Annotated in this window: 24 protein-coding genes; 9 read left to right on the forward strand and 15 right to left on the reverse strand. The window is 63.1% G+C overall.

From position 1 onward, the window contains the following. Positions 1-89 precede the first annotated feature (89 nt). Positions 90-2663 carry a DNA mismatch repair protein MutS gene (mutS, locus tag AAHM40_RS01720; protein WP_342243154.1) on the reverse strand — a complete coding sequence of 858 codons (2574 nt, stop codon included), beginning with the start codon at positions 2661-2663 and terminating at the stop codon, positions 90-92. A 70-nt stretch (positions 2664-2733) separates the two neighbouring features. On the opposite strand from mutS, the gene AAHM40_RS01725 reads away from it, so the two are divergent. The 3 genes from AAHM40_RS01725 (at position 2734) to recX (ending at position 4849) form a co-directional block, all read left to right on the forward strand. Continuing rightward, positions 2734-3246, forward strand: coding sequence for a CinA family protein (locus AAHM40_RS01725; protein ID WP_342243155.1), 513 nt, complete (start codon positions 2734-2736; stop codon positions 3244-3246). Between the two features lie 87 nt (positions 3247-3333). Further along, the gene (gene recA / locus AAHM40_RS01730) at positions 3334-4380 is read left to right on the forward strand and encodes a recombinase RecA (protein WP_028627524.1); all 1047 of its coding nucleotides are present in this window, start codon (positions 3334-3336) and stop codon (positions 4378-4380) included. Positions 4381-4387: 7 nt separating this feature from the next. After that, positions 4388-4849, forward strand: a complete 462-nt coding sequence (recX, locus tag AAHM40_RS01735; RefSeq protein WP_342243156.1) for a recombination regulator RecX — start codon at positions 4388-4390, stop codon at positions 4847-4849. Between the two features lie 78 nt (positions 4850-4927). On the opposite strand, the gene AAHM40_RS01740 is transcribed toward recX, so the two are convergent. After that, positions 4928-6007 (reverse strand): LOG family protein, encoded by a 1080-nt coding sequence (locus AAHM40_RS01740; protein WP_342243157.1) that lies wholly within the window; start codon positions 6005-6007, stop codon positions 4928-4930. 233 nt (positions 6008-6240) lie between these two features. Next, positions 6241-6654 carry a quorum-sensing-regulated virulence factor family protein gene (locus AAHM40_RS01745; RefSeq protein WP_342243158.1) on the reverse strand — a complete coding sequence of 138 codons (414 nt, stop codon included), beginning with the start codon at positions 6652-6654 and terminating at the stop codon, positions 6241-6243. A 192-nt stretch (positions 6655-6846) separates the two neighbouring features. On the opposite strand from AAHM40_RS01745, the gene AAHM40_RS01750 reads away from it, so the two are divergent. Further along, entirely contained in the window at positions 6847-7557 is a 711-nt protein-coding gene (locus AAHM40_RS01750; protein WP_342243159.1) for a tRNA-uridine aminocarboxypropyltransferase, read from the forward strand. Here AAHM40_RS01750 and AAHM40_RS01755 read toward each other — a convergent pair whose 3' ends face one another. Then, the gene (locus tag AAHM40_RS01755) at positions 7558-8538 is read right to left on the reverse strand and encodes a DMT family transporter (protein ID WP_446731523.1); all 981 of its coding nucleotides are present in this window, start codon (positions 8536-8538) and stop codon (positions 7558-7560) included. A gap of 126 nt (positions 8539-8664) precedes the next feature. On the opposite strand from AAHM40_RS01755, the gene erdR reads away from it, so the two are divergent. Continuing rightward, positions 8665-9315, forward strand: a complete 651-nt coding sequence (gene erdR, locus AAHM40_RS01760; RefSeq protein WP_028627530.1) for a response regulator transcription factor ErdR — start codon at positions 8665-8667, stop codon at positions 9313-9315. 72 nt (positions 9316-9387) lie between these two features. Beyond that, on the forward strand, positions 9388-9753 hold the full coding sequence (locus AAHM40_RS01765; RefSeq protein ID WP_137823628.1) for a diacylglycerol kinase: 366 nt from the start codon (positions 9388-9390) through the stop codon (positions 9751-9753). 4 nt (positions 9754-9757) lie between these two features. Here the strand turns inward: AAHM40_RS01765 and AAHM40_RS01770 are convergent, their stop codons facing one another. After that, the gene (locus tag AAHM40_RS01770; RefSeq protein ID WP_342243161.1) at positions 9758-10684 is read right to left on the reverse strand and encodes a LysR family transcriptional regulator; all 927 of its coding nucleotides are present in this window, start codon (positions 10682-10684) and stop codon (positions 9758-9760) included. A 131-nt stretch (positions 10685-10815) separates the two neighbouring features. On the opposite strand from AAHM40_RS01770, the gene fpr reads away from it, so the two are divergent. Next, positions 10816-11595, forward strand: a complete 780-nt coding sequence (fpr, locus tag AAHM40_RS01775; protein ID WP_028627533.1) for a ferredoxin-NADP reductase — start codon at positions 10816-10818, stop codon at positions 11593-11595. Between the two features lie 65 nt (positions 11596-11660). Here fpr and AAHM40_RS01780 read toward each other — a convergent pair whose 3' ends face one another. Beyond that, positions 11661-12074 carry a VOC family protein gene (locus AAHM40_RS01780; RefSeq protein ID WP_342243162.1) on the reverse strand — a complete coding sequence of 138 codons (414 nt, stop codon included), beginning with the start codon at positions 12072-12074 and terminating at the stop codon, positions 11661-11663. A gap of 60 nt (positions 12075-12134) precedes the next feature. Here AAHM40_RS01780 and AAHM40_RS01785 point away from each other — a divergent pair, with 60 nt between their 5' ends. After that, positions 12135-12437, forward strand: a complete 303-nt coding sequence (locus tag AAHM40_RS01785) for a putative quinol monooxygenase (RefSeq protein ID WP_342243163.1) — start codon at positions 12135-12137, stop codon at positions 12435-12437. An 87-nt stretch (positions 12438-12524) separates the two neighbouring features. Here the strand turns inward: AAHM40_RS01785 and tsaA are convergent, their stop codons facing one another. The 6 genes from tsaA to rimO all read right to left on the reverse strand — a co-directional run bounded on the left by tsaA (position 12525) and on the right by rimO (position 16886). Beyond that, entirely contained in the window at positions 12525-13217 is a 693-nt protein-coding gene (gene tsaA, locus AAHM40_RS01790) for a tRNA (N6-threonylcarbamoyladenosine(37)-N6)-methyltransferase TrmO (protein WP_342243164.1), read from the reverse strand. Between the two features lies 1 nt (position 13218). Further along, positions 13219-13404, reverse strand: a complete 186-nt coding sequence (locus AAHM40_RS01795; protein ID WP_342243165.1) for a hypothetical protein — start codon at positions 13402-13404, stop codon at positions 13219-13221. 64 nt (positions 13405-13468) lie between these two features. After that, complete coding sequence (locus AAHM40_RS01800; RefSeq protein WP_342243166.1) at positions 13469-14239, reverse strand: SDR family oxidoreductase; 771 nt, start codon at positions 14237-14239, stop codon at positions 13469-13471. Between the two features lie 95 nt (positions 14240-14334). After that, positions 14335-14976, reverse strand: a complete 642-nt coding sequence (locus tag AAHM40_RS01805) for a glutathione S-transferase family protein (RefSeq protein ID WP_028627539.1) — start codon at positions 14974-14976, stop codon at positions 14335-14337. A gap of 49 nt (positions 14977-15025) precedes the next feature. Further along, positions 15026-15376: a thiol-disulfide oxidoreductase DCC family protein gene (locus AAHM40_RS01810; protein ID WP_342243167.1), complete on the reverse strand. Its 351-nt coding sequence runs from the start codon at positions 15374-15376 to the stop codon at positions 15026-15028. A gap of 187 nt (positions 15377-15563) precedes the next feature. Further along, positions 15564-16886: a 30S ribosomal protein S12 methylthiotransferase RimO gene (rimO, locus tag AAHM40_RS01815; RefSeq protein ID WP_280286094.1), complete on the reverse strand. Its 1323-nt coding sequence runs from the start codon at positions 16884-16886 to the stop codon at positions 15564-15566. A 209-nt stretch (positions 16887-17095) separates the two neighbouring features. Here rimO and AAHM40_RS01820 point away from each other — a divergent pair, with 209 nt between their 5' ends. Further along, positions 17096-19000: a potassium transporter Kup gene (locus tag AAHM40_RS01820; protein ID WP_342243168.1), complete on the forward strand. Its 1905-nt coding sequence runs from the start codon at positions 17096-17098 to the stop codon at positions 18998-19000. Positions 19001-19056: 56 nt separating this feature from the next. Here AAHM40_RS01820 and AAHM40_RS01825 read toward each other — a convergent pair whose 3' ends face one another. The 3 genes from AAHM40_RS01825 to mprF form a co-directional block, all read right to left on the reverse strand. Next, positions 19057-19605 carry a cytochrome b gene (locus AAHM40_RS01825; RefSeq protein ID WP_342243169.1) on the reverse strand — a complete coding sequence of 183 codons (549 nt, stop codon included), beginning with the start codon at positions 19603-19605 and terminating at the stop codon, positions 19057-19059. 74 nt (positions 19606-19679) lie between these two features. Continuing rightward, on the reverse strand, positions 19680-20951 hold the full coding sequence (locus AAHM40_RS01830; protein WP_342243170.1) for a virulence factor family protein: 1272 nt from the start codon (positions 20949-20951) through the stop codon (positions 19680-19682). Positions 20952-20958: 7 nt separating this feature from the next. Further along, positions 20959-23604 carry a bifunctional lysylphosphatidylglycerol flippase/synthetase MprF gene (gene mprF, locus AAHM40_RS01835; RefSeq protein WP_446731524.1) on the reverse strand — a complete coding sequence of 882 codons (2646 nt, stop codon included), beginning with the start codon at positions 23602-23604 and terminating at the stop codon, positions 20959-20961. Positions 23605-23759: the final 155 nt, after the last annotated feature.

The following is a 23759-nucleotide window of genomic DNA, read 5'->3' on the forward strand; positions in this document are numbered from 1 at the left end:
TCGGCTCGGGAACTCACGGCACCGGGCAGGCTGATTTCCGGGTGCATTCCAGAGCGCGCGGGATTCTAGCAGCTTGTGCGGTTCAGGGGTTAGATGCGTGACTTCAATGTATATAACAGCTCCAGCGCCTGGCGGGGTGTCAGATCATCCGGCTTGATCTTTGCCAATTCGTCCAGCACCGGGTGAGGCAGACTGGCGAAGAGGTCACTCTGCATGGGGGCACCCGGTTGGCCGGGGCTCTGGCGTGGGGGTTCATGGGGCAGGCTGGTAGTTTCCAGTCGCGCCAGATGTTCGCGAGCACGCTGGATCACGTCGCCAGGTACTCCTGCCAGTTGTGCCACCGCCAAGCCATAGCTCTGGCTCGCCGGACCGGGCAGCACGTGGTGCAGGAAAACGATGCGCTCGTTGTGCTCGGTGGCGTTCAGGTGGACGTTGGCCACTACCGACTCGCTGTCCGGCAGTACGGTCAGTTCGAAGTAGTGGGTGGCAAACAGCGTGAAGGCGCGCAGGCGGGCCAGGTGTTCAGCCGCCGCCCAGGCCAACGACAGGCCGTCGAAGGTGCTGGTGCCGCGGCCCACTTCGTCCATTAGCACCAGGCTGCTGGCGCTGGCGTTGTGCAGAATGTTAGCGGTCTCGCTCATTTCCACCATGAAGGTGGATCGGCCGCCAGCCAAGTCGTCGCTGGAACCGATACGGGTGAAGATACGGTCCACCAGCGATAGTTCGCAGCTGGCCGCTGGCACGAAGCAGCCGATATGGGCGAGCAGGACGATCAGGGCCGTCTGGCGCATGTAGGTTGACTTACCGCCCATATTCGGGCCGGTGATGATCAGCATGCGGGTGGCGTCGTCCAAGTCCAGGTCGTTGGCTACGAAGGGCGTATCCAGAACCTGTTCCACCACTGGGTGACGGCCCTCGCTGATGCGCATGCAGGGTTCTTCGACGAAGCGTGGGCGGTTCAGGTTGAGGTTCAGAGCGCGCTCGGCGAAGTTGCTCAGCACGTCCAGCTCGGCGAGGGCGCCGGCCGTATCCTGCAGCGGTGCCAGTTGCTCGATCAGCAGTTCCAGCAGTTCGTCGTAGAGCATCTTTTCCCGTGCGAGGGCTCGGCTCTTGGCTGACAGCGCCTTGTCTTCGAAGGCCTTCAGCTCCGGGGTGATGAAGCGTTCGGCTCCCTTCAGCGTCTGGCGGCGGATATAGTCCGCCGGGGCCTGCTCGGCCTGCACGCGTGGCAACTCGATGTAGTAGCCGTGGATGCGGTTGTAGCCGACCTTCAGGTTGGGCAGGCCGGTGCGGGCCTTTTCCCGAGCTTCCAGATCCATCAGGTACTGGCCGGCGTTTTCGCTCAGTGCCTGCAGTTCGTCCAGCTCGGCGTCGTAGCCGGTCTTGATCACTCCACCGTCGCGAATGACCGCCGGCGGATTGTCGATGATGGCGCGGGCCAGCAGGTCGGCCAGTTCGGGATAGGTACGGATGCTGCCGGCCAGGTCCTGCAGGTGTGGCGCTTCCAGTTCGGTCATGGCCCCTTGCAGTTCTGGCAGGGCGGCCAGGGCATCGCGCAGGCGCGCGAGGTCACGGGGACGGGCATTGCGCAGGCCGATGCGAGCGAGGATGCGCTCGACGTCGCCAATTTCCTTCAGCTGCGGTTGCAGGTTTTCGAAGCGATAGCGATCCAGCAGACAGTCGATGGCGTCCTGACGGGCCTCCAACACGCCGCGGTCGCGCAACGGGCGGTTCAGCCAGCGGCTCAGGAGGCGGCTGCCCATGGCGGTCTGGCAACGGTCGATCACCGATTGCAGGGTATTGTCGCGGCCACCGGAGAGGTTGACGTCCAACTCCAGGTTTCGGCGGCTGGCAGCATCGAGGATTACGGTATCGTCGATGCGCTCATGGCGCAGGCTGCGCAAGTGGGGCAGGGCGGTGCGCTGGGTTTCTTTGGCATAGGCCAGCAGGCAGCCGGCGGAGCCGATGGCCAGTGTCAGGGTTTCGCAGCCGAAGCCTTTGAGGTCTTGAACGCCGAACTGCTGGCAGAGGCTCTTTTTCGCTGAGTCGCGGTCGAAATCCCAGGGCGCGCGACGGCGGACCCCACGACGTTTTTCGGCCGGGAGCCCTTGGGGCCAGTCGTCCGGGATCAGCAGTTCAGCGGGATTGAGGCGTTCCAGTTCAGCCAGGAGGTTCTCCCAGCCCTTGATTTCCTGAACGCTGAAACGGCCGCTGGTGATATCCAGCACCGCCACGCCGAAAAGGCGTTCATCGCCCACTACGGCAGTCAGCAGGTTGTCGCGGCGTTCGTCCAGCAGCGCTTCGTCACTGATGGTGCCAGGGGTGATGATGCGGACAACCTGGCGCTCCACCGGTCCTTTACTGGTGGCCGGATCGCCGATCTGCTCGCAAATCACCACGGATTCGCCAAGCTTGACCAGCTTGGCCAGGTAGCCCTCTACCGAGTGGAAGGGAATGCCCGCCATGGGGATGGACTTGCCGGCCGATTGGCCGCGCGCGGTCAGGGTGATGTCGAGAAGCTTGGCGGCCTTCTTGGCGTCCTCGTAGAAGATCTCGTAGAAGTCGCCCATGCGATAGAACATCAGCTGGTTCGGATGCTGGTTTTTCAGCTTCCAGTACTGCTGCATCATCGGGGTGTGTTCGCTGAGATCGCTCTGACTCATGGGCTGGCCTTGCGTGCAAAAGGCGCTAGTGTACGGTATCCCGCTGGCCCGCTTTAACCCTGGAGTGCACATGTCCGTTACCGAAGATGAGCTGACTGAGCTGGCAGCCCGATTGGGCCAGGAATTGAAGGTGCGCAACGAACGGGTGAGCACTGCGGAATCCTGTACTGGCGGTGGTATCGCCGAAGCGATTACCCGCATTCCCGGCAGTTCGGCCTGGTTCGAGGCAGGCTTTGTCACTTACTCGAATGACCAGAAGAGCGCGCAATTGGCAGTCCCGGCCGAGTTGTTCCCGCAGGTGGGGGCGGTCAGTCGTGAAGTGGTCGAGGCTATGGTGCGTGGAGCCCAGCAGCGTAGCGGCGCGCGTTTCGCTGTCGCCGTCAGTGGGATTGCAGGGCCTGATGGCGGCTCGCCGGAGAAGCCGGTGGGTACTGTTTGGCTCGCTTGGGGAAATGGAAGTGCAGTGGAGGCCGTACGATGCCAGTTCCCGGGGGATCGTCTGGCGGTACGCCGGCAGACCGTCGTGGAGGCTCTCCAGGGATTGATCCGACTAGCTGCAGGAGAAAAAGCCACCCAGGGGTAGGCGAGCGACTTGCCCTATGGAATAATACTGTCTACTTATACAGTTGTTGGTGGCCGCCAGGCCCTCTTGATTTTAGTGAGGACTTCAATGGACGAGAACAAGAAGCGCGCCTTGGCTGCTGCCCTGGGCCAGATCGAGAAGCAGTTCGGCAAGGGCGCGGTGATGCGCATGGGCGACCACGATCGCCAGGCCATTCCGGCCATTTCCACCGGCTCCCTGGGCCTGGACATCGCGCTTGGCATCGGCGGTCTGCCGAAAGGCCGTATCGTCGAAATCTACGGTCCTGAATCCTCCGGTAAGACCACACTGACTCTCTCTGTCATCGCCGAAGCCCAGAAAATGGGAGCTACCTGCGCCTTCGTCGACGCCGAACACGCCCTGGACCCGGACTACGCCGGCAAACTCGGTGTGAATGTAGACGACCTGCTGGTTTCCCAGCCGGATACCGGCGAACAGGCCCTGGAAATTACCGACATGCTGGTGCGCTCCAACGCGGTTGACGTAATTATCGTCGACTCCGTGGCGGCCCTGGTTCCGAAGGCTGAGATCGAAGGTGAGATGGGAGATTCCCACGTCGGCCTGCAAGCTCGCCTGATGTCCCAGGCCCTGCGCAAGATCACCGGCAACATCAAGAACGCCAACTGCCTGGTCATCTTCATCAACCAGATTCGTATGAAGATCGGCGTAATGTTCGGCAACCCCGAAACCACTACCGGCGGTAACGCCCTGAAGTTCTACGCCTCCGTGCGCCTCGATATCCGCCGTACCGGCGCGGTGAAAGAGGGCGAGGAAGTGGTGGGCAGCGAAACCCGCGTTAAGGTCGTGAAGAACAAGGTGGCCCCGCCTTTCCGTCAGGCCGAGTTCCAGATCATGTACGGCAAGGGCATCTACCGTACTGGCGAAATCATTGATCTGGGCGTGCAGCAGGGCCTGGTAGAAAAGTCCGGTGCTTGGTACAGCTACCAGGGCAACAAGATTGGTCAGGGCAAGGCCAATGCCGCCAAGTATCTGGAAGACAATCCGGAAGTCAGCAATGCCATCGAGAAGATCATTCGCGAGAAGCTTCTGGTCAACTCTACGGCCAGTAACAAAGCGAACGCTTCGGTCGATGACCTGGCTGATGTAGACCTCTGATCCTCCCATGCCCGTTGTTCTCGACAGCCCTGCCGCGGTGCGGCGGACCGCCATGGACCTGTTGGCGCAGCGCGAACACGGGCGAGTCGAGCTGACGCGAAAGTTGCGTCAGCGTGGCGCCCCTCCCGAGTTGATCGAAAGCGCCCTCGACCGTTTGACGGAAGAGGGTCTGCTCTCCGAATCCCGCTACCTCGAAAGCTTCATCGCCAGCCGCGCCCGTGGCGGCTATGGGCCGCAGCGTATTCGCGAAGAACTGGCCCAGCGCGGCCTCCCCCGTGGTGATATTGACCAGGCCCTGCGCGAGGCCGATATCGACTGGAGCGAACAGCTTCGTGATGTCTGGTGTCGCAAGTTCAATCGGTTGCCTGTGGACGCCCGCGAGCGAGCTCAGCAGGGGCGTTTTCTCGCCTATCGCGGCTATTCAATGGAGATGATCAGCCGTCTCCTGCGCGGCAACTCCGACGACTGAGTTCCCACACTCACAGCCTTGAGCCATGCGCGGATGCGCATGGCTGATTGCAGGATGACTGTGCGTCCGTGTAACGGTTCAGGCCTTGCTTGTCCAGTGTTGCGGAAGGTTGATGAAGTCGATGAGCTCCCGCAGGCGGCCATGGTCACGGCCGTTGAAGCGGAATGCCAGGCGGATCAATTCGTTGAGCTCTGGCTCGTCCGTCTCTGACTCCGAATTGGCTTGCTGGTTAAAGTCGCCCTCCAGGCAGAGGTCGGTGAACTGCTCCTGAATCTGACCCAGGGCTTTTTCGTTGAGGGCGTGATTCATGCGAATTACGAAGCAGTTCTTCAGCCAGCGGCTGGAGTGGTAGTTGCTGTAGAACTGTGCGATTTCCGCCGCTGCCTCATCGGCGCTGCGCACCAGGCGCATCAGATTCATGTCGCTGGGCAGAATGTAGCGGTTACGTTCGAGTTGTTCGTGGAGGAAACCAACGGCGTCTTCCCAGTAGCTGCCCTCCGGCTCGTCCAGCAGAACAACCGGTACCACCGGACTCTTGCCGGTCTGGATCAGGGTCAGCACCTCCAGTGCTTCATCCAGGGTGCCGAAGCCACCCGGGCACAGTACCAGCGCATCGGCTTCCTTGACGAAGAAGAGCTTCCGCACGAAGAAGAAGTGGAACGACAGTAGATGCTCGGTGCCGCCCACAGTGGTGTTGGCATGTTGCTCGAAGGGCAGGGTGATGTTCAGACCGAGGCTATTTTCCAGGCCTGCACCGTCATGGGCCGCGGCCATGATGCCGCCGCCGGCGCCAGTGATCACCATCAGGTCGCGCTTGGCCAGTTCTGCGCCCAACTGTCGGGCCAGGGTGTAGATCGGATGGCCCTTGGGGGTGCGCGCCGAGCCGAATACGGTGACTTTGCGACGCCGCTTGAATTGTTCCAGGGCGCTGAAGGCGTGCTCCATCTCGCGCAGGGTTTGCAGCATGATCTTGGCGTCCCAGCGATTGCGGTCGGCTTGGGCCATGCGCACCACGGTAATCAGCATCTCGCGGTAGAGCGCGAGGTTGGGGCTGCCGCAGGGGACGGTGAGGTTGATCAGCTCATCGACCTTCTGCGTCAGGTCGATCCCGCTGGTTTGGAAGTGCCGGGAGAGGTAATCGTCCGGATCATAGGGCATAGCAATCTCCTTGCTCATCAACTTCTCGGAGCTGCTCTGCTGGATGGGCCGGAAACCGGGCGACCTAGTCGAGCCGCTCAACTACAGCTTGCGGCAGGCGCTAGATCTTTTCCAGTTCGTCGCTACCGGAATGCGCAACGCAGCGTGTCCGGCGCAACTCGAAGTGAGTGCGGTCCCCGGCTCGGCGGGTGGAAGGGTGCGGCACTCCCTGGAGAATCTCGCCGCAGTCGCGATCAGTTGCTCTTGGCCTTGAGGCCACAGTCCCGGGCAGTGAAGCGTTCGGTGGTTACCGGACGATTGGTCTTGTACTCGCTGAACTCGTAGCGCAGGCCGGCACCGCGCGCCAGCAGTTGGCGGTAGCCGGTGTTTCGACAGACGCTGGCACCCAACTGGGCACGCACGGCATCGGGGTTGGAGCGCATCTGGGCAGCATGGGCTTCGCGTACGCTGAGGTGATTCACCAGCTCGTTTCCTTCCACCGTGTAGCCCTGGTCGAGGATGTCCTCGTTGATTGCGCGGGGCGTGCCGGCGCTGCTCTCCTTGGCGACTTTCTCGAGCATGTTGCTCAGCTCGTAGTCCTTGAGCGATGTGGCTTGGGCGAAGAAAGGCAAGGTCGCGCAGAGGGCGATGGCGGTAAGGCGCAGCATGTGGATCTCCTAACAAACGGTAGCTGTTTGACCAGCGCGGCAATTGTGCGTTCGCAGTCAGCGCTTGTCGCGTGAAAAATCAGCTTCAGGTGACTCTGATAGAATCGCGCAATCTTTACTTGCCATCCCGATCCCGTCCGCCGCCTTCCGGCTTGCGCAGGGCGGCCAGCCGCTGTACTGGAACCTGCTTCGATGAGTCACGCCGTTTACCGCCTGCGCGCCGAATGCCTCGCGCGCAGCACCCGTCCCTTCGTCGCCCGCGGATCGCGCTCGCCGCGTTGCCCGGAATGTCGGGTAGCCTTCGACTACTGCTTTTGCGCCTGGCGCCCCGAGGTCCCGGTGCGCTCCGGTGTGTGCCTGATGATGTACTACTCCGAGCCTATGAAACCGAGTAACACCGGCTGGCTGATCGCGGATCTCGTGCCCGACACCTGGGCGTTCGGCTGGTCACGCACCGAGGTGGACGGGGCGCTGCTCGCCTTGCTGGAAAGCCCGCAGTGGCAGCCCTACCTGGTGTTTCCAGGCGAGTATGCGGAGCCCGAGCGGGTGGTCGAGCGGGTGGATGTGGCTGCGGGCAAGCGGCCGCTGTTCATCCTGCTGGACGCCACGTGGACCGAAGCGCGCAAGATGTTCCGCAAGAGCCCCTATCTGGATCGCTTTCCGGTGCTCAGCCTGACGCCGGAACAGATTTCCCGTTATCGCCTGCGTCGATCGAAGCGTGACGAGCATCTCTGCACGGCCGAAGTAGGGGCTCTTTGCCTTGAGCTGGCGGGAGACGAACGAGCCGGTGGTGCGTTGAATGCCTATCTGGACGTGTTCACCGAACGCTACCTGGGGGCCAAACGAGCCCTGCCCCTGGACGAGGCGAGCCCGGCACACCAAGCGCTCAGTAGCTATCTCTGATCAGGCTTCGGCTTTGACAGGGGCTGCCTGCGCCTCGTGCTTTTGCGGCCAGAGCTGGGCCAACAGCATGCCGGCGAACATCAGGGCGCAGCCGATGTAGCCGCGTGCATGCAGGGATTCATCCAGCATCAGCGCGCCTGCGATTGCTGCGAACACCGCTTCCAGTGAAAGAATGATGGCGGCGTGCGAGGCGATGGCATGGCGCTGCGCCACCACCTGCAGGGTGTAGCCGATGGCGACGGCGATCACGCCACCATAGAGAATGGCGGGGCCGGCCTGGAGAATGGCGTCGATCTTGATCTCTTCGAACACGACCGCCAGGACCAGGCTGACCGCTGCGCAGACCGCGAACTGCAGGATGGACAGGCGGATCGGGTCGTAGCGGCTGGCGAAGAACCCGACCAACAGTACATGCACACCCCAGACGCAGGCACCGGCCAGTTGTAGCCAGTCGCCGGACGCAACGTGGAATCCTTCGCCGACGCTGAGCAGGAACATTCCCACCACTGCCAGGCACGCACCCAGCCAAGTTCCCAGGCCGGTGCGATGGCCGAGGAACAGACCCAGCAGCGGCACTATGATGACGTACAGGCCGGTGATGAAGCCGGAGTTTGTGACGGAGGTGAAGAGCAGGCCCACCTGCTGCAGGTTGATCCCCAACGACAGGGCCAGGCCCATCAACAGACCGCCCAGCAGCATGCCGCGGTTGAGCGGTTGCTTTACCGCGGGCTTGGGCAGAATCAGCAGCAGGGGGAGAAGGATAAGGGCGCCGAGGGTGAAGCGCAGGCCGGTATAGAGGAAAGGGCCGATCGCATCCATACCCAGGCGCTGGGCGACGAAGGCTGCGCCCCAGATGGCCGCGGTGATCAGCATCAGGATATCGGCGCGCAGTGCTTGGCTTCGCATGGTGGTTCTCGACGGGAAAAGCCGAGAACTTTGCCGCAAAGCGTTCGACTTGACCACCCCGTTCCGGCTCGGCATGCTGGGCGCCGCTTTACGGCCCGCCCGTATCAAGCTTCGGGCCTGGCCAGCGTATCCCGTCGTGCCGAAATGCCTCTCCACACCCCGGAGAGGTGTGTCTGGGCCCATTACAAAAAGGACATGCCCATGGCCTCATACGAAATCCTCATCGCCGATGACCACCCGCTGTTCCGCAGCGCCCTGCAGCAAGCCCTGACGCTGGGCCTCGGGCCTGACGCGCGGCTGGTGGAAGCGGCGAGTATCGCCGAGCTCGAGGCTCGCCTGGCCGAGCGCGCTGACTGGGACCTGGTCCTTCTCGACCTGAACATGCCGGGTGCCTATGGCTTCTCCGGTTTGGTGCTGCTGCGCGGTCAGTACCCGCAGATTCCGGTGGTGATGATCTCCGCCCAGGAGGAAGCATCTGTAGTCGCTCGCTCCCGTGAATTCGGTGCCAGTGGTTTCATCCCCAAGTCCAGCCCGCTGGAGGTCATCCAGAGCGCCGTCCGTTCGGTGCTCGATGGCGACACCTGGTGGCCGCCGCAGGTGGAGGAAGCCCAGGCCTTGTCGGACGAAGCCAAGGCCGCTAGCGAAGGTCTCGCCAGCCTGACACCCCAACAGTTCCGCGTGCTGACCATGGTCTGTGAAGGCTTGCTGAACAAGCAGATCGCCTATGAGTTACACGTGTCAGAAGCCACGGTGAAGGCCCACGTAACCGCCATCTTCCGCAAGCTCAACGTGCGCACCCGCACCCAGGCAGCCCTGCTGTTGCAACAGATGGAATCTATTCCCACGGCCTGAATCCAGGCTTTTCATGCAAATTTGAAGCGCGTTGCGTTAGGCTGCGCGCTCCTTTCAACGACCCTTTCTTTTATGTCGCCATTCAAAGGCCAGACCGGCCTCAAACGCATCCTCAACGCCGCTGGCTATTCCCTCGACGGCCTGCGTGCTGCCTTCACCGGCGAAGCCGCCTTTCGCCAACTGGTGCTGCTTAATGCGGTGCTGATTCCTTTGTCGTTCTTCCTCGATGTCAGCCGTGGCGAACGCGCGCTGATGATTGGCGCCTGCCTGCTCGCGCTCATCGTCGAGCTGCTGAACTCAGCGGTGGAGGCGGCCATCGACCGTATCTCCCTTGATCACCATCCGCTGTCGAAGAACGCCAAGGACATGGGCAGTGCCGCACAGTTCACCGCGCTAACCCTGATTACCGCAGTCTGGGCGACCATCCTGCTGGGCTAAGTGCTCAGGCGATCGACGGCAGCACGATTTCGTCGCTCCGGCTGACTCCAGCAGTCAGCGCACGACACTGGTCGAGGAACTCGCGCATGGCGGCTGTCTGGAATTTCTGCCTGTGCCAGATGAAGTAGAACTGGCGACGCAGGTCGATTCCCGGCGTCTCCACCGGGACCAGGCTGCCGCGGCGAAAGGCGTCGCGCAGGGCCAGCCGCGAAATGCAGCTGATGCCCAGGCCTGACTCCACTGCACGCTTGATCGCCTCGGTGTGCTCAAGCTCCAGGCGGATGTTCAGCGGGGTAGGGTGGTGGCGCATGGCCTGGTCGAACGTCAGGCGGGTGCCCGAACCCTTTTCCCGGAGAATCCACGCCTCGCGGCTCAACTCTTCCAGACTTGCCTGGCCTTTGGCGGCCAGGGGGTGCTGGGGCGCACAGAACACCACCAGTTCATCCTCTACCCAAGGCAGGACTTCGATGTTCGGGTGCTGGCAATCGCCTTCGATTAGACCCAGGTCAAGTTCGTAGAGGGCGATCTGCTGGACGATATTCGCCGTGTTCTGCACATGCAAGCTGACCTGGCATTCCGGATGGCGTTGCATGAACGAGCCGATCAGCAGGGTCGCGAGGTAGTTGCCCACGGTGAGCGTGGCACCGACATCGAGGGAGCCAAAGCCGGTTTTGCCGTTGAGCAGATCCTCGATTTCACGCGCCTGGTCCAGCAGCGCCACGGCTTGAGGTAGCAATTGGCGGCCCAGGGCGTTGAGGCTGAGGCGCTTGCCGGCGCGGTCGAACAGTTGGCACCCGGATTGTCGCTCAAGTTCGGTCAGCGAGGTGCTGGTGGCCGATTGCGATAGAGACAGCTGTTCGGCAGCACGGGAAACGCTTTCCTGCTGGGCAACGGCGACAAATACCTGGAGCTGACGGAGGGTAAATCGCATATCTATATAACCGATAACCTATATCTTGATAATTCAGTTAACAGATATTGTGGCGGTCATTACAATGTCGCGCAATTGCGCCCCCTGACCTGAGTGGCGTTGGCGACTTCCAAATCTTCGGAGCCCCGTAAATGAGCAACATGAACTCCGAGCGCATTCTCAGCGTTCATCACTGGAACGACACGCTGTTCAGCTTCAAGTGTACTCGCGACCCGGGTCTGCGCTTCGAAAACGGCCAGTTCGTCATGATCGGCCTGCAGCAGCCCGGCGGCCGCCCGCTGATGCGCGCCTACTCCATCGCCAGCCCGAACTGGGAAGAGCACCTCGAGTTCTTCAGCATCAAGGTGCCGGACGGTCCGCTGACCTCCCAGCTGCAGCACCTGAAGGAAGGCGACGAGATCATCATCAGTAAGAAGCCCACCGGCACCCTGGTCCTTGATGACCTGAACCCCGGCAAGCACCTCTACCTGCTGAGCACCGGCACTGGTCTGGCACCGTTCATGAGCGTGATTCAGGACCCGGAAACCTATGAACGATTCGAAAAGATCATTCTGGTCCACGGCGTTCGCTACGTGAACGAAGTCGCTTACCGCGAGTTCATCACCGAGCACCTGCCGCAGAACGAGTTCTTCGGTGAAGCGGTCAAGGACAAGCTGATTTACTACCCCACCGTGACCCGCGAGCCGTTCGAGAACCAGGGCCGCCTGACCGACCTGATGCGTAGCGGTAAGCTGTTCGAAGACATCGGTCTTCCGCCAATCAATCCGCAGGACGACCGCGCGATGATCTGTGGTAGCCCGAGCATGCTCGACGAGACCAGCGAAGTGCTCGACAGCTTCGGCCTGAAGATCTCCCCGCGTATGCGTGAGCCGGGTGACTACCTGATCGAGCGCGCGTTCGTCGAGAAGTAATCGCCAGCTGCTTAGAAACAAAGCCCGCCTGAAATGGCGGGCTTTGTCGTTTTCGGGGGGGGGCGTCAGACCGGGGAGCTGAAGCGTTGCCCGGAGATTGCCGGGTGGTAGATCGGCTGGATCTTGTTTCCGGCCGGGTCCAGCACGTGGAAGCTGTGGGCGCCGTCGCCATGGGCGAAAGGGCGGTCAAGCATGGTCACACCCCGGGCCTTGAGGTACTGGTACCAGGCGTCCAGCTCTTCGAGGCTGTCGACTACGAATCCGTAGTGATCCACCGCCTGCACACCGCTACTGGGCGCAAAGGCGCGGCCAAGGGACAGGTTGTCATTACCGCAGGTGAGGTATACCAGGTCTTCGTTGGCACGGTTGAGGACCTCCATGCCCAGCACGTCCACGTAGAAGCGTTCGCACTCCTCCAGGTTGGGCACGACGATGGCGATATGGCGAAGGCCGTTGAGACGGCCTGGACGGCTGGACATTTTCGTAGTTCCGTTTTTGTATACAATTTGCGTGAAATATAAGACAAAACGGAGTTCAACGTGTACTGCCTTCTTCTCAAGACCCGCTTGCGCCCCGGTACCCTGGACGCCTTCATGGATGCCATGCGCGTCAACGCCGCCGCTTCAGTGCGTGACGAACCGGGTTGCCTGGTATTCGATGTGCTGCAGGATCGCAGCGATCCCGATCTCATCTGGCTGTATGAGGTCTACACCGACGAAGCTGCGTTCGAGGCCCATATGCAGACCCCGCACTTCCTCGCCAGCCGGCCTCAGGTGGAACCACTGATCCTCGAACAGGACGCCATCGAGGCCGACAGCCTGGCGCTCAACGCCTCCCGCTAGCGGTAGCTCTGTCCACCGTCGTCGTCAGCGCGCGCACGAATGGAGGGTCGATGAAGCGTGACCCGCCCTTGGGAAGCGCGTGGCGGTTCAGCCCCGCGCAATCTCCAGCACGCGAATCCGCCCCGGTTCGGGATAGTGCCAGCGCACATCCACGTCCCACAGGCGAGCGCCGTAGCGGCGTTCGGGTTCGGGCTTCTGGTAGGCCGGGCGCGGGTCCTGGGCCAGGCACTGTTCTACCAGCTCAGCCAGAGGTTCGCCCAGGCGCTGACCATGCTCGCAAGCCTGGAGCAGGGCCGCGGGCTCCCATTCCACCGGAATCAGCTCGGGCGCCGCGTCGGCGATGGCATTCAGCGCATTGTCCTGGCGGTCGGCGTAGGGCACGTAGGGTTTGATATCGATGACCGGGGTGCCGTCCAGCAGGTCGATGCCGGACAACCAGAGACGACCGGCTTCCACGTTCTCCAGCTTCACCACCGACTGGCCAATGCCGTTGGGACGGTGGGTGGAGCGGCTGGCGAACACGCCAATGGACTGGTTGCCGCCCAGGCGCGGCGGACGCACCTTCAGCCGTGGCTTATCTTCAAGGGCCTGGTGGAAGAGGAACAGCAGCCAGACATGGCTGACGTGTTCCAGCCCCGCCACGGCATCGCCGGTGTCGAAGGGCGGTACCAGCTCCAGCACGCCACGGGCGGCGGGCGCCAGGTGCGGCTGACGGGGGATGGCGAACTTCTCCTTGAAGCAAGAGCGCACGTAGCCGACGGGCGAAACGCTGTGCTGCATATCAGTAGGGCACGCGGCAGCCGGCGTCACGGAACGGCCCGCCAAGGCGCAGCCAGCCTTCGCCGGGAGTGGTCTGGGCACAGGTCAATGCACCGTCCAGCTTGCTTTGCCAGATGAAGAACGGAGCCGGCGCGGCATGGCCTGGGGCGGCGAGGGCGAACAGGAGCGTAAGAAGAGCGAGACGCATGGGCAAAGTCCGGTGGATAGCGCGGCTACCCTAGCGCCGGCCCATGCGCCGCGCAAGCGATGCGTTACAGGTGGAAACCACCGTCGATGGGGATGATGTTACCGGTCATGTAGGCACCCGCCGTGCTCGCCAGGCTGATGGCCAGCGCCGCCATTTCCTCGCCCCGACCCCAGCGTTTCATCGGGATCAGCGCGGTGTCGCGTGCCATGGCGTCGGGATCGTTGGCGATGAAGCGGGTCATTTTGCTGGGGAAGCGCCCGGGAGCGATCACATTGACGTTGATGTGTTCGGCCACCAGTTCCCGCGCCAGCATCCGCGAGAGTTGATGCAGCGCGGCCTTGCTCGGACCATAGGCGTAGGCGTCCTCGCCGTGGGAGGTGATGCCGGCCACTGATCCGATGTTGATCACCCGCGCTGGGCTGGCTTCGTTACCGGCTTTGCGCAGCAACGGCAGCAATTGCTGGATGCAGCTGAACACCGAGGTCACGTTGAGCTGCATGACTTTCTCCCAGCCCTTCACCGGGTAGCTCTCCAGGGGCGCGCCCCAAGTGGTGCCGGCGTTATTCACTAGGATGTCCAGTTGTTCGATGCGTTGTTCAAGCGCTGCGGCAAGGGCTTTTGCACCGTCCTCACTGGAGAGGTCGGCGACGAGCCCGTGGCATTCGCCAAAAGCGGAAAGCTCGGAGGCGGTCTCGTGGCAGGCCTCGGCATCGCGGGCGCAGATGAAAACGCGCGCGCCGGCTTCGAGGAAGCCCTGGGCGATCATCCGCCCAATTCCACGGGTACCACCAGTGACCAGGGCGGTACGGCCCTGGAGGCTGAAATAGGAATGCATAAGGATGCCTCGACGATGAACCGGAACAGGCCCATACCCTAACCCCGGCGACTCCGGGGCGGGGGCATTATCGAGACGCGGAATACAGCGGCATTTCAGGCCGGTGCAGCCTGGGCGGCGGCCAGCTCGGCGTCCTTGGCCAGGGCGCGCTGGTAGGCGGGGCGTTCGACGAAGCGGGCGATGTAGTCCTTGATCGCCGGCACCTCCGGGATCAACCCGAACTGGGTGGTCCAGTTCAGCGCGCTGCCCCAGAGCACGTCGGCAGCGGTGAACTGCTCACCTAGCAGCCAGGGCCCGTCTTTCATCTGGCTGATCAGGGTCTTCATCACGCTGTCGAAATCGCCGTAGGGCGAGCGTGCCTCTGGAATTGGCTCACGCTTCTGTACCCGGTCCACTACTGCCGGCTCGAAGCAGGACCCGTAGAACACCATCCAGCGCAGGTAGGGCCCGCGCAGCGGGTCGCCCAGGGGTGGGGCAAGCTTGGCTTCCGGGTAGAGGTCGGCGAGGTAGAGGTAGACCGAGACTTGCTCCGTGACCACCGCATCGCCGTGGGTGAGGGTAGGTACCTTGCCCATGGGGTTGATAGCGAGGAATTCCGGCTTGCGCTGCTCCCCGGTCTTCATGTTCATCACGTGGAGCGTGAAGTCGGCGCCGAGCTCTTCGAGCAGGGTCAGGGCACCGGTGGAGCGTGTGTAGGGGCAGTGGTAGAGGGTTACCTGGCGGTTCTGGCTGGTCATTGTTGTGGTTCCGCGTGGTCCGTGGATGAAGCGAGTCTAGACCTTGCCCCTAGAGCCTGCCGTCTCGGCGTAAACGGCGCAGTACCCAGCGGCGGTAGGCGAGCGACAGAAGCGGTTTGATGATGGGCAGGCCGAGCAAGCAGGCGAGCGGTGCCAACCTCGGCACGCGGGTGAGCAGGAGAATGTAGGCGTCGAGTTCGCGGTGGATGCGGCCGGTTTCATCCTGGACGTGTAGTTCGGTCAGGGCGAGGTAGGGGTCGATGCCGAGCGCGCGTAGTTCTGTGTCGCGACCGGTGATGTCGACCCACTCCACGCCTTCGGCGGCACGGGGCAAGGATTCGTACCAGCGACGGTCTGCAATGCAGCGGGGACAGGCGCCGTCGTAGAAGACCTTGAGCATGGGCGAGCTCCGGTGATGGGTATCGCTGCGCTCCCGCCGAACGCCGCTCGCTACATCCTACGGCTCGACTCGCTTCTTGTGTTCAGCCCATTGCGTTGGGGCGTCAATCACGGAATCACGCCTGACGCGAAATCAAGGTCAAAAGAAAAGCCCCGCGTCAGCGGGGCTCATTCAGCACAACCTCAAATCAGACCAACTCGGCCCACATGTCGTACTCGTCGGCATCGACGATGCGCACGCGCACCTTGTCGCCCGGCTTCACGCTGGTGGACTCGATGAATACGCTGCCGTCGATTTCCGGAGCGTCCGCCCAGGAACGGGCTACGGCGCCTTCGTCGTCGACTTCGTCGATCAGCACGTCCATTTCGCGGCCGATCTTCAGCTGCAGGCGGGCGGTGGAAATGGCTTGCTGATGCGCCATGAAACGCTCCCAGCGGTCCTGCTTGACGTCGTCTGGGACCGGCTCCAGGCCCAGGTCGTTGGCCGGGGCACCGTCCACCGGGGAGTACTGGAAGCAGCCGACGCGGTCCAGTTGGGCTTCGGTTAGCCAGTCCAGCAGGTACTGGAAGTCTTCCTCGGTTTCGCCGGGGAAGCCGACGATGAAGGTGGAGCGGATGGTCAGGTCCGGGCAGATCTCGCGCCATTTCTTGATGCGCGCCAGGGTCTTGTCCTCGAAAGCCGGGCGCTTCATGGACTTGAGCACTTTCGGGCTGGCGTGCTGGAAGGGGATGTCCAAGTAAGGCAGCAGCTTGCCTTCGGCCATGAGCGGGATCACGTCGTCCACATTGGGGTACGGATAGACGTAATGCAGGCGCACCCACACGCCCATGGCGGAGAGGGCCTCGCAGAGTTCCAGCATGCGGGTCTTGACCGGCTGGCCGTTCCAGAAGTCGAGCTTGTACTTGAGGTCGACACCGTAGGCGCTGGTGTCCTGGGAGATCACCAGCAGCTCCTTGACGCCGGCCTTGACCAGGCGTTCGGCTTCGGAGAGCACATCACCCACCGGGCGGCTGACCAGTTTGCCGCGCATGGACGGGATGATGCAGAAGCTGCAGCTGTGGTTGCAGCCTTCGGAAATCTTCAGGTAGGCGTAGTGACGGGGGGTCAGCTTGATACCTTGCGGCGGCACCAGGTCGACGAAGGGGTCGTGGTCGGCCTTCGGCGGCACCACTTCGTGCACCGCGCTGACCACTTGCTCATACTGCTGTGGGCCGGTGACGGCCAGCACGCTCGGATGCACGTCACGGATGGAGTCTTCGGATACGCCCATGCAGCCGGTGACGATCACCTTGCCGTTTTCGGCGATGGCTTCACCGATGGCATCCAGGGACTCGGCCTTGGCGCTGTCGATGAACCCGCAGGTGTTCACCACCACTACGTCGGCATCCTGGTAGGTCGGTACGATCTCGTAGCCTTCCATGCGCAGCTGGGTGAGGATGCGCTCGGAGTCGACGGTGGCCTTTGGGCAGCCCAGGCTGACGAATCCGACTTTGGGAGTAGCGGTGGACATGTGCGGCTAACCTCAATGGGCGCTCGGGAGAGCGCCTCTGATCAAAAAGTGCGCAATTCTAGCGGCAGGCGTCGGTCATTTCTACCCTCACGTGCCGTCATTTCGCAGCTAGCCTTTGGGAATCCGGCGTCGGCGGGGCGGGACGCCCATGTTCGCCGGATGAGCTGCCCCAACGATGCGTTTCAACTGTCATCAGCAGGAAGGTTTAGATGAGCGATGGCATCACGCAACCCGCCGAGCAGCAAGCCGGACATACGGCTTCAGGGTTCGGTTTGCTGGTGGCCGCCGCCGGTGTGGTCTACGGCGATATCGGCACCAGCCCGTTGTACACCCTCAAGGAAGTCTTCTCCGCCCAGTACGGCGTCCAGATCAATCACGATGGGGTTCTGGGCATTCTATCGCTGATCTTCTGGTCGCTGATTTGGGTGGTGTCGATCAAGTACGTGCTGTTCATCTTGCGCGCGGACAACGACGGGGAAGGCGGCGCCATGGCCCTGACGGCCCTGGCCCAGCGCGCCGCCAGGTCGTACCCCCGATTGAATGCAGCCGTGTTGCTGCTCGGCTTGTGCGGGACCGCGCTGTTCTATGGCGACAGCATGATTACTCCGGCGATTTCGGTGCTTTCGGCCATCGAGGGGCTGGAAATCGCGTTCGACGGCCTGAAGCAGTGGGTCGTGCCCTTGTCGCTGATCGTGCTGGTGGGCCTGTTCCTGATCCAGAAGCACGGCACCGCGCGGATCGGTACCCTCTTCGGGCCGATCATGGTGCTTTGGTTCAGTGTGCTCGGTGCCCTGGGGATCTATGGCATCGTCCAGCAGCCGGAAGTGCTTAAAGCGCTCAATCCCTGGTGGTGCGTACATTTTTTTGTTGTCCATCCGGGCATCGGCGTTGCCATCCTCGGGGCCGTGGTGCTGGCCCTGACCGGTGCCGAAGCGCTCTATGCCGACATGGGCCACTTTGGCCGCAAACCCATTGCTCGCGCCTGGTTCTTCCTGGTGTTGCCGGGGCTGGTGCTGAACTACTTCGGTCAGGGGGCGATGATCCTTGCCGACCCTGCCGCAGCCCGTAACCCTTTCTATCTGTTGGCACCGGGCTGGGCGCTGCTGCCCATGGTCGGGCTGGCCACCCTGGCCACCGTGATCGCCTCCCAGGCAGTGATTTCCGGGGCCTTCTCACTGACGCATCAGGCCATGCAACTCGGTTACATACCGCGCATGTTCGTCCAGCACACCTCGCAGCAGGAGCAGGGGCAAATCTACATCGGTGCGGTGAACTGGGCGCTCATGGTGGGCGTGGTATTGCTGGTGCTGGGCTTCGAGTCGTCGGGGGCGCTGGCCTCGGCCTACGGCGTGGCGGTGACCGGCACCATGCTGATCACCACCCTGCTGGTGTCGGTGGTGATGCTGCTGCTGTGGAGAACGTCCTGGTGGCTGGCCGTGCCCGTACTGCTGGGCTTCCTCTTCGTCGACAGCCTGTTCTTCGCTGCCAACGTGCCGAAGATCTTCCAGGGAGGGGCGTTCCCGGTGGTCGCCGGCGTCGCGCTGTTCATCCTGATGACTACCTGGAAGCGTGGCAAGCAGATCGTGGTCGAGCGCCTGGACGAAACCGCGCTGCCGTTGCCGTTGTTCATCAGCAGCATCCGTACGCAGCCTCCGCATCGGGTGCAGGGCACTGCCGTGTTCCTTACTGCGCGGACAGACGCGGTGCCCCATGCCTTGCTGCACAATCTGTTGCATAACCAGGTACTGCACGAGCAGGTCGTGCTGCTCACCGTGGTGAGCGAGGACACGCCTCGGGTGGCGGCAGACCGGCGTTTCGAGGTAGACGCCTATGGCGATGGCTTCTTCCGGGTAATCCTGCACTTCGGCTTTATCGAAGAACCGGACGTGCCAGCGGCGCTGAGGCTTTGTCACCTCAACGAGCTGGATTTCAGCCCGATGAGCACCACCTGGTTCCTCAGTCGGGAAACGGTGATCCCCACCAAACGCATCGGCATGGCGCGCTGGCGCGAGGCCTTGTTCGCGTTCTTGCTGAAGAACGCCAACAGTAACTTGAGGTACTTCAATCTGCCGCTGAACCGGGTGATCGAGTTGGGGACGCAGGTGGAGATTTGAAGGCGGGGAATGGAGAGTCGGGTGCGCCACGCGGCGCACCCTGAGGAATGTGGCGATCAGCCCTTACGCGGCAGCATCCGCACCAGGGTATTGTCCTGGCTCACATAGTGGTGGAACAGCGCCGCCACCGCGTGCAGGCCGATCAGCCAGTAGCCGGCAGTGCCCGCCAGTTCGTGGAGTTCCTTGATCTGCCCGGCCAGCTCCTTGTTCGGGCCGATCAGTGCCGGCAGTTCAAGGCCGAAGAACGGAGTGGGCTTGCCCGCTGCGCTGAGGATCAGCCAACCGGCCAGGGGCGCGCCGATCATCAGGGCGTAGAGTGCCAGGTGCATCAGTTTCGCGAGGGCGTTCTGCCAGCTCGTCGGCGCGGGTTGTATGGCTGGCGCGGGGGAAATCATCCGCCCGATCAGGCGCAGCCAGACCAGGAAGAACACCGCCATGCCGAGCATGAAGTGCCACTGCTTCAGTAGTTCGCGGGTTTCGCTGCCTTTGGGAAAGTTGCCCTTCAGTTCAATGCAGGCATAGACGGCTGCGATCAGTACCAGCATCAGCCAGTGCAGGGCGATCGATAGGTTCCCGTAGCGGGAAGGTGCGTTCTTGAGACTCATCACGGTACCTCTTTCTCGATATTCAAAACGGAGCGGAGGATAGCCCCTTTGTCTTAAGCGAATCTGAATCTGGGTCAATCCTTGGCCAGTGGTTTCTGCCGCTTCTCGACGGCAGCCAGCAGTTTCTCCGCCAATGCCGGGTAGTTCTCGTCGTAATGGTGGCCTCCGGGCAGCTCGAGGTTTTCCCCGATGGCGCCCGGTTGTGTGCAGCCACTTTCGATGGCTTCTTCCTTGCCAAACACGCAGAGCACCTTGGAGGCTGGCAGTCTGGCCAGTTCCGGCCCGGTGGCGGCTTCCTGGCCAGCTTTGCCGAGCCAACCCTGCACTTCGATCTCGAAACTGCCGCTGCGCGCCAGGGCCAGCAGCAAGATGGCGTCCACCTGGTCCTGGTCGGCCTTGGGCAGGCGGTTGTAGAAGGCCGGCAGCACGTCAGCGCCGAAGGAGTAGCCGGCCAGCACGAAGCGCTTGGCTCCCCACTTTTCACGGTATTGCTTCATCAGCCGGCTGAGATCGGCGGCGCCCTGCAAGGGACTCTTGTGCTGCCAGAAGTAGCGCAGGGAGTCGAAGCCCACCACCGGGTAGTTGCGCTTGGCCATCTCATCGGCCACCGCACGGTCCAGGTCACGCCAGCCGCCATCGCCGGAATAGAACAGGGTGACGGTTTCGGCAGGCTTGGCGGCCGGTACTTCCACCACAGGTAATGGCTCGCCCTGGCCCTGCAACAGGCTCTGCACGCGTTGCAGGAGCAACTCAACCAGGCTGGTGTCGTAGTCGCTGATCAGGGTTTCGGCGTTGGCCTGGTTGCGGGCGAAGGCGGCGCTGGGGGAGTCCGGGTTGTCGTTCCAGGCGGCCAGCCAGTGGCCGTGGGCGGCCTTCTGCGGCAGGCCGGCGGGGCAGTCGGGGGTCGCCAGGCTGAAGTCGATGGACAGGGCCTGGGCCGTGTCGTCGAACTGTCCGGCCAGCCAGCGCCAGGCGAAGGTGGCTCCCGGGCCGATGCCGGCCACCAGGGTGGGCTCGCCGCCAAGGATTTCGCGGGATTGCTGCAAGCGCTGCTGCTGCGCCGCGCAATCCTTGGTCGGCAGGTCAAGTTGTAGAAGTCGCGCGTTGTTGCTGCGGGCCAGGCTCAGCAAATCGGCATCCGCCAGACGCTGGTTGTCGCTGGTCACCAACAGCACGCGGTGCTGCACGGCCCCCGAGGGATTGGCCAGGATCATGGCACTGCCGTCAGGCAGGTTCAGATGGTCCAACCTGGCCTGGGGGGCAGGGCGGCTCCAGACCAGCAGGGCCGCGCCCACCAGGGCGAGGATCAGGATCAGCAGCAGGCGTCGCCAGTTGCGTTTGAGCATGCGTACCTCAGCGTTTGACCAGGCCGGTGAAGCCGCCGGCGATCAGGGCAGCGGTATCGGCCAGCGCCACCAGCGGGTCGAGGCCTGCGGGCACGGCCATGTAGCGCGGCTCCCAGTCGGGCTGGAACTTCTCCTTGAAGCGGCGCAGGCCCTGGAAGTTATAGAACTGCTCGCCACGCCGGAATACCAGGGCGCCAAGGCGTTGGGTCAGGGGGGCTCCACGGCGCGGCTGCAGTCCGGCCAGGGGCACCATGCCCAGGCTGAAGCGGGCATGGCCGCGCTCCTTGTAGTGCAGCAGCAGGCTGAGCATGAGGAACTCCATGGTGAGCTTCGGGGCGTGCGGATGAACACGCATCAGGTCAATGCTGGACAGGGTATTTCCCTCGGTTTCCAGCAGATTGGCAAAAGCCACCGGCTTGCCCTCGAACTCGATGGTGGCGATGCGAAAGTGGTTCAGGTAGTCGGGGTCGAAGCGACCGAGGGAAAAGCCTTTCTCCCGTGCCTGTTTGCCTTGCATCCAGGCTTGGGAGATGGCCCTCAACTGATCCAGGGGCGCAGTCCCGGCATCGTAGATCTGCAGGCCGAGGCCGTCGCGCTGGCCACGGCTGAGGGTGTAGCGCAGGTCCTTCATGGCCTTGTTCTTGGCGTCGAGGTCGAATCGGGGAAGGTCGACCCGGGCTTCCTCGCCCAGCTTCAGCGCGGACAGACCGATATCCATGTAGTAGGGCAGGTTCTCCGCGCGCACCTGGTAGAACACCGGCCGCGCATGATGGTGGTCGCAGAGGTCGCGGAACTGCCAGATCAGCTCGGCGCGTCGGCAGGACGGACCAATGGGATCGAACAGCGCCACCAGGCTGCGGCCGCGGCGGGCGTACATGAGGAAGGCGTCCCCCTCCGGATGGAAGAGCAGCGCTTTGTCCCCCGTCAGCACTAGGCCGCCATCGGGTTGGTCGGAGTTGCGGATGACCTCGACGGCGTGCAGCAGCTCCTCTTTTGTGGGTTCGTGAATGGTCGGTGGCATCGGGCGCAACAGCCAGGCCAGGGCGATGCCCGCTAGCAGCAGGCCGCTGGCCAGGGAGGCTCGCAGGGCGCGAGGGGCGTCGCCGTCCACCTCGAACTGCCACCAGAGCTCATGGCTGTAGGGTACGTTTTGGAAAGCGAAGAACATCAACCAGAGGGCGGCGAGCAATACGCAGGCACTGGCGGCGAGGTTAAGCGGCGAGAAGGGCACTTCCAGCAGGCGGCTGGGGCGGTAGAAAGCGGCGCGAAAGATGGCCAGCAGCACGGCCGTCATGGTCAGGAGACTGGCTTCCTCCCAATCGAACCCCTTGAGAAGTGACAGCCCGGCGCCAGCCAGCAGGAGCACTACCGTCAGCGCCCAGGCTGCCGACAGGCGATGGCGCAAGCCGTGGGCCAGCAGCAGGCAGAGCACGCCGATGAGGCTTGCTGCCAGGTGTGAGGCGTCGATCAGGCGATGGGGAATCAGGAAGCTCAGGTGTTCCAGGCGGGTGTCGGCCGCCGGGGTAACTCCAGAAAACAGCAGCACCACGCCGGACAGGAACACCAACAGCGACAGCACCGGCGCGGCCAGGCCGGAGGCGGCGCGCAGGGCCTGGCGGCCAGCGGGGAACAGACGCTGTGCCTCGCTGGCCAGCAGCAACAGGCAGGCCAGTACCAGCGGCAGACCGACATAGATCAGGCGGTAGAGCACCAAGGCGGCCGCCAGTGGCGCTGCGCCCAACTGGCCGGCAAAGGCGGCCAGCAGCACGGCCTCGAACACGCCGACGCCGCCCGGTACGTGGCTGAGCACTCCGGCTGCCAGGGCGAGCATGTAGACCAGCAGGAAGGCGCCGAGCGGCGGCGCTTCCGGTAGCAGGACATAGAGCACGCAGGCGGCGGCGCAGACATCCACCACCGTGATCAGCAGCTGCACCGCCGACAAGCGCAGGCCGGGTAGGCGCACGCTGCGATTGCCCAGGCGGAGATCGATGCAGCCAGGCACGGGGGGGGCCGGCGCGCGCTGGCGGGAAATCCAGAAGATCAGCCCGGCACCGGCCAGCAGCACAGCCAGGGCCAGGCTGATCACCAGGCTTTCCGGCAGGCCCAGGGCCAGGGAAGCCGCGGCCGGGGCGCTCAGCGCGGCCAGGGCAGCCAGCGGCGGGAGGGCTGAGCCCAGCGCGAGGCTGGCGAACAGGGTAATGCGGGCGATATCGCCGGCACCCAGTTTGTCGCGGCCGTAGAGACGGAAACGTACCGAGCCGCCCGTGAGCATCGACAGGCCGACCGCGTTACCAATGCCCGAGGCGCAGAAGCTGCCGAGGGCCATGCGCTGCAACGGCAGGTGCACGCCAGCGAAGCGGCAGCCGGACCACTCGTAACCGACATAGGCCATGAAGCTGACGGAAGTGGCCGCCAGCGCCAACAGCAGGCTGGTGCCGGGAACGTCGTGGACGGCGGCGCGCAGGGCATTGGGGTCCAGTTCTCGCAGCAGGTGCCAGCAGGCCAGTAAGCCGAGCACGAAGACCAGCAGGGTGAAGGCGATGACGATCCACTGTCTGTAGGCTGTGAGGCTATCGAGCCAGCGCAGCGGGGCTGGTTCTTCGTTGAGTTGACCGTTGGCCGGGCGTTCCACTGGCGGGGTGTTGGCGCGCATTGAGCACCTCTAGGCAATGTGCGCCATTGAGTGTGGGCGCCGACAGCAAGTTCCAAGTGTCTGGCAGAGCTTTTTCTTCGCCGGCATGGCTGCAGTGAAGTGCGAGAAATAGCCGGGTGTATCGCAAAGTCTAGGAGAGTGCGGGGGGGGGGATG

It is taken from the genome of Pseudomonas sp. OTU5201 (assembly GCF_038440135.1).
In the GTDB taxonomy this organism is placed as follows: Bacteria; Pseudomonadota; Gammaproteobacteria; order Pseudomonadales; family Pseudomonadaceae; genus Metapseudomonas; species Metapseudomonas resinovorans.